This is a genomic window from Sphingomonas sp. CROZ-RG-20F-R02-07, assembly GCF_022662335.1.
Classification (GTDB): Bacteria; Pseudomonadota; Alphaproteobacteria; order Sphingomonadales; family Sphingomonadaceae; genus Sphingomonas.
Genome location: NZ_JAKNQJ010000020.1, coordinates 15,844 through 30,184 on the forward strand (window position 1 = coordinate 15,844; position 14,341 = coordinate 30,184).

Annotated in this window: 14 protein-coding genes; 4 read left to right on the forward strand and 10 right to left on the reverse strand. The window is 60.6% G+C overall.

Annotation, left to right across the window (positions count from 1 at the left end):
- Positions 1 to 478: 478 nt before the first annotated feature.
- A complete protein-coding gene (locus L8H00_RS17435) occupies positions 479 to 2,755 on the forward strand; it encodes an FdhF/YdeP family oxidoreductase (RefSeq protein WP_242098575.1) in 2,277 nt (758 codons plus the stop codon).
- 288 nt (positions 2,756 to 3,043) lie between these two features.
- On the opposite strand, the gene L8H00_RS17440 is transcribed toward L8H00_RS17435, so the two are convergent.
- From L8H00_RS17440 to L8H00_RS17480, 9 genes are all read right to left on the reverse strand, one after another.
- Positions 3,044 to 3,658 carry a cytochrome c gene (locus L8H00_RS17440; protein ID WP_242098576.1) on the reverse strand — a complete coding sequence of 205 codons (615 nt, stop codon included), beginning with the start codon at positions 3,656 to 3,658 and terminating at the stop codon, positions 3,044 to 3,046.
- Positions 3,658 to 4,020 (reverse strand): c-type cytochrome, encoded by a 363-nt coding sequence (locus L8H00_RS17445; RefSeq protein ID WP_242098577.1) that lies wholly within the window; start codon positions 4,018 to 4,020, stop codon positions 3,658 to 3,660. The genes L8H00_RS17440 and L8H00_RS17445 overlap by 1 nt, the downstream gene beginning before the upstream one ends.
- Positions 4,021 to 4,052: 32 nt before the next feature.
- Positions 4,053 to 4,427 carry a hypothetical protein gene (locus tag L8H00_RS17450; protein ID WP_242098578.1) on the reverse strand — a complete coding sequence of 125 codons (375 nt, stop codon included), beginning with the start codon at positions 4,425 to 4,427 and terminating at the stop codon, positions 4,053 to 4,055.
- 65 nt (positions 4,428 to 4,492) lie between these two features.
- The gene (locus L8H00_RS17455; protein WP_242098579.1) at positions 4,493 to 5,098 is read right to left on the reverse strand and encodes a cytochrome c oxidase subunit 3; all 606 of its coding nucleotides are present in this window, start codon (positions 5,096 to 5,098) and stop codon (positions 4,493 to 4,495) included.
- Positions 5,098 to 7,056 carry a cbb3-type cytochrome c oxidase subunit I gene (locus L8H00_RS17460; RefSeq protein ID WP_242098580.1) on the reverse strand — a complete coding sequence of 653 codons (1,959 nt, stop codon included), beginning with the start codon at positions 7,054 to 7,056 and terminating at the stop codon, positions 5,098 to 5,100. Before L8H00_RS17460 ends, L8H00_RS17455 begins: the two co-directional genes overlap by 1 nt.
- Positions 7,053 to 8,123, reverse strand: a complete 1,071-nt coding sequence (gene coxB, locus L8H00_RS17465) for a cytochrome c oxidase subunit II (RefSeq protein WP_242098581.1) — start codon at positions 8,121 to 8,123, stop codon at positions 7,053 to 7,055. The genes L8H00_RS17460 and coxB overlap by 4 nt, the downstream gene beginning before the upstream one ends.
- Positions 8,120 to 8,941, reverse strand: coding sequence for a cytochrome c oxidase assembly protein (locus L8H00_RS17470; protein ID WP_242098582.1), 822 nt, complete (start codon positions 8,939 to 8,941; stop codon positions 8,120 to 8,122). The genes coxB and L8H00_RS17470 overlap by 4 nt, the downstream gene beginning before the upstream one ends.
- Before the next feature lie 527 nt (positions 8,942 to 9,468).
- On the reverse strand, positions 9,469 to 10,050 hold the full coding sequence (locus tag L8H00_RS17475) for a hypothetical protein (RefSeq protein ID WP_242098583.1): 582 nt from the start codon (positions 10,048 to 10,050) through the stop codon (positions 9,469 to 9,471).
- Between the two features lie 74 nt (positions 10,051 to 10,124).
- Positions 10,125 to 10,538, reverse strand: coding sequence for a MarR family transcriptional regulator (locus L8H00_RS17480; RefSeq protein WP_242098584.1), 414 nt, complete (start codon positions 10,536 to 10,538; stop codon positions 10,125 to 10,127).
- A gap of 136 nt (positions 10,539 to 10,674) precedes the next feature.
- Here L8H00_RS17480 and L8H00_RS17485 point away from each other — a divergent pair, with 136 nt between their 5' ends.
- From L8H00_RS17485 to L8H00_RS17495, 3 genes are all read left to right on the forward strand, one after another.
- A complete protein-coding gene (locus L8H00_RS17485) occupies positions 10,675 to 12,360 on the forward strand; it encodes a chloride channel protein (protein WP_242098585.1) in 1,686 nt (561 codons plus the stop codon).
- 170 nt (positions 12,361 to 12,530) lie between these two features.
- On the forward strand, positions 12,531 to 13,142 hold the full coding sequence (locus L8H00_RS17490) for an HPP family protein (RefSeq protein WP_347340750.1): 612 nt from the start codon (positions 12,531 to 12,533) through the stop codon (positions 13,140 to 13,142).
- A gap of 278 nt (positions 13,143 to 13,420) precedes the next feature.
- Complete coding sequence (locus tag L8H00_RS17495; RefSeq protein ID WP_242098586.1) at positions 13,421 to 13,783, forward strand: hypothetical protein; 363 nt, start codon at positions 13,421 to 13,423, stop codon at positions 13,781 to 13,783.
- Between the two features lie 16 nt (positions 13,784 to 13,799).
- Here the strand turns inward: L8H00_RS17495 and L8H00_RS17500 are convergent, their stop codons facing one another.
- On the reverse strand, positions 13,800 to 14,018 hold the full coding sequence (locus tag L8H00_RS17500; protein ID WP_242098587.1) for a hypothetical protein: 219 nt from the start codon (positions 14,016 to 14,018) through the stop codon (positions 13,800 to 13,802).
- Positions 14,019 to 14,341 lie beyond the last annotated feature (323 nt).

Here is a 14,341-nt window from a genome sequence, read left to right on the forward strand (position 1 = left end):
GCCGCGATGAAGGTGGCGCTACGCGAAAGAGTAGGGACGACCGAAGTCGCCCGCGCTCGAATCCACAACGAATGAAGCCAGCCCTTCCCGGCTGGATCGCGGGGACGGCTGGGCGTTTCACGTCTTCGACGCTCGTCGTGGCCACACAGGCGGGTTGGTAGGACGTCCCTGTCCGATCAGGTCAGTGCCGGGTGCTGAACATCTTGCGTGGCGACAGTGCGGAAACGTGCCCCCGCGCGCCGGGCGCTGTACCGCGCGAAGGCTGCAGACCCCGATCGCCTCAGGCCGGTAGATGATGGCAGCGCGGGAGCGCCGCCTCTGGAACCTCAACGTCGCCAGCATGCGATGCCGGAAGCGACGAAGCGGCGTTTAGCGATCGCTGCAAAAACAAGGCTTACCAATTGCGCCATAACAACTAGCCTAACGGGCATCCGGGTTTTAAGACTCGTACAGAATTGGCAGTAGCTGGAGCGTGGTGATGGCTGAGAAAGACGACACCGTCCATTATGATGGGCCATCCGGCGGTTGGGGATCGCTCAAGGGCGTGGCTCGGATCTTCGGCAAGGAATGGGCGACCCCCATGGCGCTTGAGACGCTGCGCCGGCAAAACAAGCCCGGCGGCTTTATGTGCGTGTCCTGTGCCTGGACCAAACCCGAGCATCCCCACCCAGCTGAGTTTTGCGAGAATGGAGCCAAAGCTACGCTGTGGGAACTAACCGAGCGGCGCTGCACACCCGACTTTTTCGCCAAACACACCGTCACCGAACTGCAGGGTTGGAAGGATTACGATCTCGAGCAGGCTGGGCGGCTAACGCAGCCAATGCGCTATGACCGCGCAAGCGACAAATATGTGTCGGTCGAGTGGAACGAAGCATTTCAAGCAATCGGCGCCGAGCTGAAGGCGCTCGATCCGAAATCCGCAGTCTTCTACGCGTCTGGCCGCGCAAGCCTAGAGACGTCGTACTTGTTCGCGCTCTACGCTCGGCTGTACGGCCACAACAATCTTCCCGATAGCTCGAACATGTGCCACGAGACTACGTCGGTTGGCTTGAAGAAGGTTACGGGATCGCCGGTCGGTACCTGCCAGCTCAAAGACTTTGACTTGTGCGATGCGATCTTCTTTTTCGGCCAGAATACTGGGTCCAACAGCCCGCGTTTCTTGCATACGCTGAAGTCCGCAGTCGAGCGCGGCTGCAGGATCGTCACCTTCAATCCTGTGCGTGAGAAAGGGCTGATCAGCTTCGTCGACCCGCAGAACCCCGTCCAGATGGTGACACAGAACGCGACCGAGATCTCGTGCCTCTACTACCAGGTAAAGCCGGGCGGCGACATCGCTGCCATCATGGGCATGATCAAGCACGTCCTTGCAGTCGAAGATAGGCAATGGACGGAGCAGGAACATCATCTTCTCGACGTCGATTTCATCGAGCAGCATACCCACGGCTTCGACTTGATGGTCGGGAAGGTGAAATCGACCACGTGGGAAGAGATCGAGCAGGAGTCAGGACTCACCCGCACCGACCTCGAGGCGGCGGGTCAGGTCTATTGCGATGCCGAAAAAGTAATCGGCATTTACGGCATGGGCGTGACCCAGCACGTCTACGGCTCTCAGACGATCGGTATGCTCGTGAATTTGCTGCTGCTCCGGGGTAACCTGGGACGAGAGGGAGCCGGCATTTCACCGGTGCGCGGCCATTCGAATGTGCAAGGGCAGCGCACGGTCGGCATATCCGAAAAGCCCGAGTTGGTGCCGTATGACTATCTCAAGAAGATCTTCGAGTTCGACCCGCCGCCGGAGAAGGGCGTCAACACGGTCGAGGCATGCGAAGGGATTATCGACGGCAGCATCAAGGCGTTCGTTAGCCTCGGCGGCAACTTCGTTCGAGCGATCCCCGAGCGCGAGCAGATGGAGGCGGCATGGACCAAGATGCGTCTGACCGTTCAAATCGCGACTAAGCTCAATAGAAGCCACCTGATTAACGGTGAGATCGCCTATCTGCTGCCTTGCCTCGGCCGCTCGGAAGAGGACATGCAGGAGGGCGGCGCGCAGACCGTGACGATGGAAGACTCACTTTCCATGATCCATGGCTCCGTCGGCAAGCGCAAGCCTGCGAGCGAGCATTTGCTCTCGGAGCTCGCTATCGTCGCGGGCATGGCCAAGTCCACGCTCGCACCCAAGCCCACGATCAAGTGGGACGAATGGGTCGGTGATTACGGAAAGGTGCGCGACTTGATCGAAGCAACCTATCCCGACAAATTCAAGGACTTTAACGCGCGGATGTTCACGCCGGGCGGCTTCTTCAAAGGCAACAAGGCGCGCGAACGGATCTGGTCGACCGACAGCGGCAAGGCCGAGTTCACGACTCCGACTACGCTAACCGGGGTCGGCGTGCCCGACAAGGAAGGTCGCTATCGCATGATCACGATGCGGTCGAACGATCAATTCAATACGACGATCTATGGCCTGTCCGACCGACTGCGCGGGATTGAAGGAACCCGAGACGTGGTACTTATGAGCCCAAAAGAGATTGCCGCGGCGGGACTGGCGGTGGGTCAGGTCGTCAGCCTGGTCAGCGACGCGGATGATGGCGTCCATCGTCAGGTCGACGGACTTACGGTAACACCGTTCGATCTGCCCGATGGCTGCATCGGCGCCTATTATCCTGAGATGAACCCTCTCATTCCGCTCTGGTATCACGAAAAGCTGTCGAAGACGCCGGCAGCGAAGGGAGTGCCTGTTCGGGTCCTTCCCTGACCGCTGCACATCGTTCGACGAAGGATTGGGAACGCACTGCCGAACTCTTTGCTCTTCAGCGAACCTGGCCACTTGAGCGGACCCCCGCAGGGCGCGGGCACGATGTTCGTTATCAGGGCCTAGTGCAACATGGCGAAGCTCATCAGCGCCGTGAGCCGCTTGCAGCCGCTCTGCTCCGGCTGTCGCGGGGACTTGTGGGGGATCGCGACCACTAATTGTGCGATGCCATGCCTGCTGCGTCGAAGTTCAGCCGGACGAATGCGCATGTGGCGCGCCACGTTCTGGGCGCTAATGCGTCTGATCCGATCCAGCCGATGAATTGCCGGCGTGCGCCGCGGGTGGAAACTGCTGCCGCAGTTTTGCGAACTGGGCAGGCGATATTCCCGGCAGCGCGGTCAGAAAGGCAACGATGTCCTGGATCTGCGCCCTGGAGCGGGTTTCTCCCCAGGACGGCATGGCGCTCATCTTGATCCCCTTCTCCAGGATAAAAGTGAGCTGTGCCGGGGTCCATTGCCTGCCGCTTTCCAGCAAGAAGGGAGGCGTCGGCTCAAGCCCCTTTACCCAATCCGCGCGGCCGACGCCGGGACCGCCGTGGCACATCATGCAATCGGCTTGATACTGTCTGAACCCGGCTACGAGCTGCGTGCTTGTAAACGCAGGTGGCGACCCCGATCCGGCGCGCAGACGAACCGACTGTTTGAACGTCCTATGCAGAGCCCAGCTGACGATCTTATTGTGCTGCTGAGCTGCGGCGATGTCATATAGTCCAAACTCGACGACCGCGAGCGCGCCCAGGCCGGCGAGGGCGCCCGCTGCCGCACCACCGGCGAAGAATGCCCATACAATCCGCTCGTTGCGTTTCCAAAGGCTCATCAGCAATGCTTTCCAGCCCGAGCTGGCCATCATTTCAGTCCATAAAGATAAGTAGTGATATCTCGGGCCTGCTTATCGGTCAGGCCGGCATCGGGCATTGCATTACCAGGGGCGACCTGTTGTGGGTGCTGGATCCAACGAGCCAGGTTTGCACGCGTATTCGGCAGATAGCCGGCGATGATCGTCCGTTGAGAGAAATGGATCAGCGGCGGTCCGACAAGTCCGCTAGCGTGCATGATGCCCGGGATTTGATGACAAGAGCCGCATCCCGAACGGCTGATCCAGATCGCCCCGGCCGCTGCGTCGCTGACCGTGCTCGATTGCTCAGGCTTTGCCGCGCTGGATCCACAACCCCCGAGAACCGCTATGGGCGATGCCAAAATCGTCCACATCAAGCTCACTGCATACCGAGATCGCGCTGTAGTCATCGCCAGCTCCAACATACCGGGATCAGGACCGGTTCAAGCAGGTTGAACAAGATCGCCACCGCGAAAAGGCCGGCAGTTATCATCGCTGCCAACGCAAGGAAACGCGTCCGGCCCTCGCCGATCGTCAAATGAGAATGCTCGCTATCGCTGTTCTCGCAGCGCACTAGCTGCCAGTGTCGCCGTGACATCAATCCCGATGCAATCGCGCCGACAAGGCAGACGAGCTGCACCGCGATCAGCAGGGTCGCTTCGCCGTCAAACCCAGGTGTTACAGGGGGTGCGAAACCGACCGAGCATGCGTTACTGCTAATCGTAAACCCGACAAGCATTTCTATCGTCCAAGCAGCTGGCGGTATCCCGAGGCCGGCCAACAGCCATATCACGGATACTTTGTGGCGGTGCGGCGATGGGTGCCCAATCTGATCTGGCGCTTTGCTCATAATGCGATAACGTATGGCGCTAGGAAAAAGGTCGAAAAGACGAAGATCCAGACCACATCGACGAAATGCCAATAAACCCCGCTAATCGTTACGTGCATGTGGCGACGTTGCGTGAAATAGCCTGCTAACGACCAACCAAGCACGACCATCAGAACGGAGACGCCGACGATAACATGTAAAAGATGGAAACCCGTGATTGTGAAATAGAACGATCCGTAGGCGCGACTTGAAAGCGAAAACCCTTTGTCCCGCCAGTCGAGAAGCTCAAGGACAATGAAGGTGAGCCCGAGTAGAATCGTTGCGATGAGACCGATCAGGTGCTGACCGCGTGCGCCTCGTTTCATCCCTCGTTCGCTCCACCAGATCGTAGCACTTGAGGAAAAAAGAACGAGCGTTCCCGGCAGGCCGTACTTGAATGACGGGTGCAGCGTCGGCAGCCAATCGGCACTATTTTGCGCACCGAAATAGGCGTAACTGAAGAGAAGGTAAGCGAAGAGTGATCCTTCGGTCGCGATCAGGCAGAGCATGCCGAACCAGGCGGTAGAATTGCGGCCCGCCGAGCCCACCGGCAGCGGAGCGTCGGTGACGAGCGCATCAACCATCAACCATCGACCTTCTCCAGTCCCGCATGAACGCGGCGCGGCCAAAACCAGTCGACCAGCGAAATGAAGATCGTCGCAATGCCAACTGCGACGAGCCACCATTGCCGTAACAGCGCGCCACTGAACATGAGCGTCATACCGACCGTGAGAGCGAACGGTGCCAGGCTATCGCCCGGCATTTCCAGGATTAGATTTGGTTCGCCATCAAGCGGGGAAGTGCCAATCGTTTCCTTGCCCCGGTCGAGCAGGAATCCTCGATCGATGCTGCTCCTTTCCGCAGATTCGTTCATCGCCTCTTCCCAGAGTGGATGGCGGGTCGCCACGATCGGGATGACGGAGAAGTTATAGACAGGCGGCGGGGACGATGTGGCCCATTCGAGCGTGCCTGCCCCCCAGGGATTGGGACCGGCTTCCTTGCCGCGCTTGAGCGATACAGCGACGTTGATGAGAAACAGCAACACGCCGATCGCGAACATGGCTGAACCCAACGACACGACCAGATTCTGGCCCGACCATCCCATGTCCGCAGGGTAAGTGTAGATGCGCCGGGGCATGCCCAGCAATCCCAGAGTGTGCATGGGCAGAAAGCCCACGTTAAAGCCGATGAACATTACCCAAAAGTTCCACATGCCGAGGCGCTCGTTGAGCAAGCGCCCCGTCATCTTGGGGAACCAGTAGTAGATAGCCCCGATCACCGGGAAGAGATTGATACCAATCAACGTGTAGTGAAGGTGGGCGACGATGAAATAGGTGTCCGTCAGCTGCCAGTCGGATGCAACGGCGGCCGTCACTACTCCCGAAACGCCGCCGATGACGAACAGAATGATCATGCTTGCGAAGAATAGGAAGGCAGTGGTGACGACAGGCCGCCCGGTCCAAATCGTCGCGGTCCAGCACATCACAGCCACGCCACTTGGGATCGTGATGATGAAAGACGCGCCGCTGAAAAACGAGAGCGGCAGGTTGGGAAGGCCTGTCGCGAACATGTGATGAACCCATACCCCGAAGCCAAACGCCATCGTACTGACCGTGGCGAGGACGACGAGCGTGTAGCCGACAAGCGGACGTCTGCAAAAGGTCGGCAGTCCATCTGACACCATACCCATGGCGGGGAGCACGATTGCGTAAACCCAAGGGTGCGCGAACATCCAGAACAGATGTTGCCACAGGAGAGGCTGACCCATCTTGGCATCGTAGAAATGCGTTCCGAACTGTCGGTCCATCCACAACATGAAGAAGGCGAGGCTGACGCTGGGCACTGCCATGATATTGGCGGCCGACGCGGTCAGCGTGCCCCACAGCAAAACCGGGACCCTGTTCAACGACATGCCCGGCGCGCGGTTGCGCAGAAAGGTGACGATGAAGTTTGCGGCGCCGACGGTGGTAGAAATCCCGAGCAGGATCATGCCTAGCGCATAGACATCCATGTTAAGCCCTGGGCTATAGTCCATAAGCGCATAAGGGACGTAGTTGAACCAACCGTCACTGGGACCATGCCCGGTCACGAAGCCAGCGTAGATAAACAGACCCGCTGCCAGATAGATCCAGTAGGAAAGTGCGTTCAACCGCGGAAAGGCCATGTCGCGCGACCCGAGGATCAGTGGCCAAAGGTAGTTGCTGAAGCCAGTGAGAATAGGCGATGCGTAAAGGAATATCATGCTGATCCCGTGCATGGAAAACAGCACATTATATTCCTGAGGCGTCAGCACCGTCTGGCCGGGGCCCCCCAGCTGGACGCGCATCACCAGCGCCTCGAGCCCGCCCAGCAATAGAAATGCGAACGCCGTGACGATGTAACGGATGCCGATTTGCTTGTGGTCGACGCTGCCCAGCCAACCCTTGAAGCCCGGTTCGGTCTCCCACATTTTCTGCAGCCGCTGACCTGGGAAATCCCCGTCTATGGCCACGACTTGGGGCACGCGGGAGTCTTCCCATCTGCTAGGGTCGGCAATGTTCATTGCTGCGCCTTCAGATAGGCGACCACCGCTTGAAGCTCGGGACCGCTCAAATGGGTTATGGGCATGCGCACGCCTGGCTTCTGGGCCTGAGGATCAGAAATCCAGCCGGCGAGATTGTTGGTGTTGTTGGTTAGCGTGACAGCCGCGAGCGTCCGCCGGCTCATCAAATGGGTTAGGTTTGGAGCGCGAACGCCATGGCCATCCGGCTGGTAACCGTGGGCATCCGTACCGTCGATTGCATGGCAACCCCCGCAATGCTGGGCAAAGATCGCCTGGCCGTTCCCCCCCTCCAGTGCCGGTCGGGTCGCATCATTGGCAGCAGCGTTCATCCCCCGTGGCGTCGTGGGCCGCGCGGGGACAGCGCTAGCCAGTCGGTCTTGATTGCGGCGCCAAGCAGCGAAGACTGCGGGAGGATCGGCAAAAACCAGGAAGCCCATGTTGGCGTGCTGCGCCCCGCAATATTCGGTGCACTGGCCGCGATAGACGCCGGGCCGGTCGGCCTGGAGCCAGGTGACGTTTTGCCGGCCAGGGATCGTATCGGTCTTACCGGCCAACGCCGGGACCCAGAAGGAATGGATAACGTCTCCGCCGCGCAAACGGACGAGCACCGGTTGGCCCACGGGAATATGGATTTCGTTTGCGGTTTCGAACGGGCGTCCGCCGGGCAAAGCGGGATAGTTCACCTGCCACCACCATTGCCTGCCCGTAACAGTGATCGCTAGCGTGGGCGGACTTGCTGGTTGGGCAATCTGCCCCGTAACCAGCATTGTCCAGAACAGCGCGACGATAAGAGTTACCAGCGTCAAGGGCATGCCGATGTAAACCCAGGAAAGTCCTCGCGAGCTATTTTCGACAGAGCAGGTTGAGAGAGACTCTCGGCTCACTCGTTGTCGCCGGACAATGATTCCCCAGGCCACCGCCACGGTAAAAATCAGGATGACGGCAGCGGAAATTCCAAGCAGAAACCAGGTCAGTGGCACAACCGGCGCCGCATGCGGTCCGGCACTAGTCAGATATTCAAGCGGCCAGCGCGCACTCATCGCGTCTTGAGAGGGCGAGAGCGTCATGCGCCGCGCAGGGCGCTAACTGGAGTGCGGTCGGCCCCGCGTCGAAGGGCTAGCGCAAGCGGTGCGACGATGGCGAAGAGGAATATAAATCCGCCCGGCACCCACATTAGCGCCCCCCCCAGTTGCTGGTCCTGCAGCGGCGTAAGCCCCCATTCGTACGGTGTCACCGAATGTGGCCAGTATAGGGGCACACGGGCCCACGTGATGACGGCACCTAGCAGCGCCATCTGCAGCCCCGTCGCAAGCGTTACCGCAATCGATAGGCCCAACCGGTCCGCAGGTGCCCTCAGCACCGTCCACCAGAAGAGAATTGCCGCGCCCAAGGTGGTGACGTGCATCATCCAGTAGATTAGCGGGCTAAGAAAAGTTTCATCATAGGGTCCTGGCGAATGCCAGACCCACAGCGCCGCCGCAAAAGCGGACGTCGCCCACAGTTCCTGACCTGGCATGCGCCTGCTGGCAGCTGGCAAACCCAGCCCAACGAGTGGGGCCGCGACCAACGTGAGCAGCATGTGCTGACCCACGCGAGCGGTGAATAACGACACCGACAACGCACAAAGCGGCGAGATCAGCGCCAGCGACGTGATGGCCCAGCCGATGCCGAACGCCCAGGCGGCACGACGCGAATGACTGGGCTTTAACCAGACGTACAAGAAGGCTATGCCGACCAGGGCGGCGAGCAGCACGGGATCGAGGTTCCAGCGCCCGGCAAGCGACTCGACGGTCGGAGGCGAGCCGCAATAGGGTGCGATCGAGATGCCATCCGAATAAGGGTTCATTGCGCCCACGAATTTGCAAAACTCATAGCTGATAGCCACCTACATTCGAACGTTTCGCCCTCACAGCGTCAGGCTTAGGGCCAGTCGCCACTCCGTCAAGGACGACAAAGGCCGAAGACTCGCGTCGCAGGTCCGCCCGCGACGTAACGGTGCTACGACCGGCAACTCCGGCGAAACCGGCGCATCTTCTCCGATAACAGCCCCCCATTAAGGACCGCTCGCCAGCCGTAGCGCGGCGATCTTATCGTGAAACCTCCGCCTTGCCCACGTTTGCGCGCGCTTCATTCGGGCGCGCATGACCGAACGCTGCAAAAGCCGAGGGTTCGTCCGCCCTATCATGAAGAATGGAGAGATACCGGCTTGCGAGGTCGTGGTGAATCTTCACGGCACACGGATCGATAGATCGCTGTGCAAGGTCCAGCTCGGCATCGGCGCGGGCTTCGTAATAGGCTCTGTCATGTGGGCTCAGCGTTGGCACCTTGTCCTCCCGGATAAAAATAGCGAAAGATCGTGTGATTTGCCGCCGTCTCGAAATTTTGCGCCGGTCTTGAAACAGCTTCGGCCGGTTACGCTACTACATCGTGTGTTGGTCGAAAGGAAACGGCAGCTTTGCCGCTTAATGCCGCGGTAGCGGCGCGAACCAGTAGTCGTCGTGCAGCAAAGCTCGCTGGCACGGTCTGCGCGCCGAAGCGTTGCGCGAAGCCTTCCCGCCAAAGTCGCGCGGCCACCATGTGAACTTCCTCGCGAGTAGGTGGGCGCTCTTCGCAAATGCAGGCTGTGATCGCCGGGTACAACCGCGGCCACAGCGCGGTTTCTGTCGGTGTAAACGGTTCGCTCGTTCGTGGCTGGACGGACAGCTTGCGCCGACTGTCCAAGACCCGCTCGCGTTGCTTGCGCCAAGCGCGCCCCGCGAACCAGAGAGGCACTGCGGCGACCACCGCGAATGTCAGCGTCATGTCTAAAAACTGGCTTTTCGGCAGGTCGCCGGCCAAGGCCAGAACGAGGAGGATCAGAACAGCGGATATCGCCCATTCCGGGTGCAGCACGAGACGAAATGCATACCACAGAAACCAGCAGAGCAACGCGGCTGCCGCCAGGCTGCCTACAACCAGACCGATCGCTCCGGCCGCGATGAGGAACAACTGCATGTTGCCGACTCCCTTCAGCAAGTTTTATATCGTACTGCGATATACATTGCAATTGGTGCGCTTAGCGTATGGGATCAATCAACACGCGCGAGCAACTCGGCCAGCATGGGCCGAAGCCGCACGATCTCTTCGCGATGCGTCTCCGATAGCTGCCGCAGGAGCGTTTGCGCTTTCTCCGTCAAATCCAGCAGGGCTTGGCGGCCGTCGTCGGGGGATGGCCGGCGCACCACCAGACCAAGCGTTTCCAGCCGATCGACCAGCCCGGTCGCACTGTGCGGCTTCAAGGTGAGACGGTCGGCAACGTAGCCGACGCTGACGTTTGCGTGCGCCGCACCGCGAATGGCCAGCAGGGCCTGGTGTTGCTGCGGTGTCAGCCCGAAACTTGCGGCGCCGCGTTCGCTAAACGCCTGGAACTGGCGAAGCGCGTAGCGGAAGTCCGCAAGCGCGGCATAATCGGCGTCGGTCAACTCATGGCCGTCTGTCATCATTCGCATCCTAGCCGTTGAACTATATCGTGTCACGATATAGTCAGTCGCCGTTCCTGGACGGCGAGTGTGCATGACGGCTTCCCCCATTAGTATCCCGAAACCTAGACGGCTTGCCGATCATAGCGCCGATTGGCGCATGATCATGCTCGCCGGCGCGGCGATCGTCGTTGGCACGGGCGCGGCGTTTGGAGCCTGGATTCTGCTGAAGCTCATCGCGGTCGCCACCAACCTGTTCTGGTTCGGAAGGGTGTCGGCCGCGCCCGCTGAAATCGCAGACGCCCACGTCGGCCTCGCGGTGGTCGCGATACCGGTCGTCGGCAGTTTGATGATCGGCTTGATGGCGCGCTTTGGCTCGGAGAAGATCAAGGGGCACGGCATTCCGGAGGCGATCGAGGCCATTCTCTACGGTGAAAGCCGCCTTCCGCTCAAGGTTGCGGCCCTTAAGCCGCTGTCGTCGGCGATCTCGATCGGCAGCGGCGGCCCGTTCGGAGCCGAAGGTCCGATCATTATGACCGGCGGGGCGATCGGGTCGCTGTTCGCCCAATGCTTTCACCTGAGCGCGGCCGAGCGCAAGACGCTGTTGGTCGCCGGCGCTGCAGCGGGGATGACCGGTATTTTCGGGACGCCGATCGCCGCGATCCTGCTGGCGATCGAGGTCCTGCTGTTCGAGTGGAAGCCGCGCAGCTTCGTGCCTGTCGTCGTGGCGACATTGGTGGCATTTGCCTGGCGGCCCATGCTCCTGGGCGCCGGACCCCTCTTTCCGTTTGCTGCGGCCCCCGTCCACGCGTGGTGGCCGACTGGAGGGTCGGCCCTCGGGATCGGCGTCCTGGTCGGGCTTGAGGCGGCGTTGCTGTCGGTGCTGCTCTACCGCGTCGAGGACGCGTTCCACCGACTTCCCGTGCACTGGATGTGGTGGCCGGCGCTGGGCGGCATCGTCGTAGGGCTCGGGGGCCTGATCGAGCCCCGCGTCCTTGGCGCGGGCTACGCGAACATTCAGGCCCTCCTCGACGGATCGTTGGCCATGCGGGTGATCCTGACGCTGCTAGTTGTGAAGGCGATCGTGTGGCTGGTCGCGCTGGGATCGGGAACCTCGGGCGGCGTTCTCGCGCCATTGCTGATCATGGGTGGCGCTTTCGGTGCCCTGCTCGGGCAGTTCCTGCCCGGGTCGATCGGTTTTTGGGCGATGATCGGCATGGCTGGTATGATGAGCGGTGCCATGCGCGCGCCACTGACCGGCGCGCTGTTCGCGGTCGAGCTGACCGGTCACTTCGACGCCTTGCCGGCGACGATCGCAGCGGCAACCGGGGCCTATGCGATCAGCGTCCTGATCATGCGCCGGTCGATACTGACTGAAAAGATTGCTCGGCGCGGCCGCCACATCCTTCAGGAATACACGGTCGATCCGCACGAGTTCCTTCAAGCGGAGCAGGTGATGACGCCTGATCCCGCGGTGCTGTCGGGCACCATGTCGATCAAGGACGCCGTCGCCTTCTTCGGGGACGGCGCAACGCACCGGACGTATCCCGTGGTGAATGACAGCGGGCGGCTGCTCGCGATGGTGTCCCGATCCGACGCGCTGCGCTGGAAGGTAGAGGGTGAGCTGCCCGAAACCTCGCTTGTCGAGGCGCTATCCGATCCGTCGCAGCCGTTCGCTTACCTTCATTCTCCCATCGGCGAAGTTGCCGATTTGATGGTCGAGAGCGGGATCGGGCGTATTCCTATTGTCGAGGTTGGCACCGATCGCGTCCTCGGCATTCTCTCGCGGCATGACCTGCTTAAAGTCCGGAGCGCCCGTAAGCGCGCAGAGGTCGATCGAACCTAACATTATGCCGCGATTGGTCGACGCGGATGAAGCGTGACCGTTCGGAGTAGGTGATCTGAGAATATGAGACTGCCGTTTTCTTTCGTACCAATCCTTGCTGGCGCGACCCTTCGCGACCGTCTTTTTGCGTGCATCGGGGGGGTAATCGGCGTTGCACTAACGAGCCTGGTGTGCGCCATGGCACTGCACGGATCGGCGCCGCTCCCATTGCTGGTGGCACCGGCGCTTCCGCGGTGCTGATCTTTGCCGTCCCGTCGAGCCCATTGGCACAACCCTGGTCGGTAATTGGCGGTAACGTCGTATCGGCGCTTGTTGGCGTAACAGCGGCCCGGTTCGTGCCCATCCCGTATCTAGCGGTCGGCGTTGCCGTGGGCGGGGCGATCCTCGCGATGTCGCTGCTACGCTGCCTGCATCCCCCGGGCGGGGCGGCTGCGTTGACGGCCGTGATCGGTGGGCCTGCGGTGCTGGGAGCTGGTTACGCGTTCCCGTTCGTGCCGGTCGGAATCAATTCGTTGATATTGATCCTGACCGGCCTCGCTTTCCACAGGGTCTCGGGCCACTGCTATCCACACCGCCCGATCCCAATCGTGGGTCACGAACTTGCCGCATCCGGCTTAAGCGCCCCGCATCCCGCAGACATCGACCTTGCGCTCGCCGATCTTGGCGAGACCTTCGACGTAAGCCGGGAAGATCTCGACCTGCTGTTTCGACGTGTTGAGTTTCATGCAGCCAAGCAGGTTGCAACGCCAAGGCCGCAGCCCGCTCCCACGAAGTTTCATTGAATCCGGAGCATGGCTCGGGTGTACGATTAGATGATCGTGGACGCCGGCTGGCCAACGCCGGTGTCGAAAAAGTCTACCTCGCCGGTGCCAAGCGAATAATAGGCTCCCACAACGACAAGCCTACCGCTAATCTGCGCCTCCATGTGTGGATTGGCGTTGAAACGGGACCGCCGGCAAAATGCGGCAAGTCGTTGTAGCGGAGGACAGAATAGAGATTCTCGGGGGTCCCGATCGGCGCCGATCGGGACCCCTCAACTTCAAATATCGAGCGTTTCCCAGTGGCCTTCCTGCTAGATGACGGGGGTCCCGTTTCAACGCCTATCCACACTGACGGCGGTGAAATTGGCGTCGAAGCGTTGAGTGAAGGTACGCGCGACCAACTGTATCTGGCACTGCGCCTCGGCTCTATCGAAGGACGAGCCGGAGCCGTATCGCTACCGATCGTCTGCGACGACCTGCTTATCACCGCTGACGATGAGCGAGCCGCGGCGTTAATCCGGGTCCTTGCGGCTGCGGCGGCGCACAGCCAGGTGATCGTGTTCAGTCATTACGCGCACCTCATCGACGTCGCGCGTGATGCGGTAGGCTCAGACGGCTTTACCCTTCACCGGATCGACGCGGCTGCAGCGATCGCCGCATAAGCGGGACCAAGCCGCATTACGCGGAGCGGCCGGCGAGTTCACCTTCAAGCTTCAGGATCGCAGCCTCGAGCGCTTGTAGTTGCGGACCTTCCAGATCCTTGCGCACGCGCCGTGCCTCGTGGAGAAGCTCCGTCCAATAGGTCAGGGTGTCCTTGTACACGGGATGGCCACGCAGCCGCCGCGCACTTGTGACGGCGTTTTCAACATTTTCGAGGATCGACCCAGCTAATTCCATTTGAACGAGTTAGTTTTGATTGGTTAAAAAGAGAAGGCGTACGTCTGGTCAGAGCGCGACAAGCCGGATGAACTGCGGTCCCGCCTGGGATGTGTGGTTCTAGCGTAGCTGTCCGTGTCGAGCGTGTCATGACGATACGAGGCTCGGCTAAGCCGAATCGTCAGGGATTGGAACCTTAGTCCGATAAGAGTTATTATGTTAAATATCAGCTACTTAACCGCATTTACGTTCTGAGTATAGGTCCCCTAGCCCAGCTTTGCTAGAGGTCGGCGCCGCTGCGTCGCTACGCTGCGGATACGTCTCCGCAGCGACCGCTGCCTCAG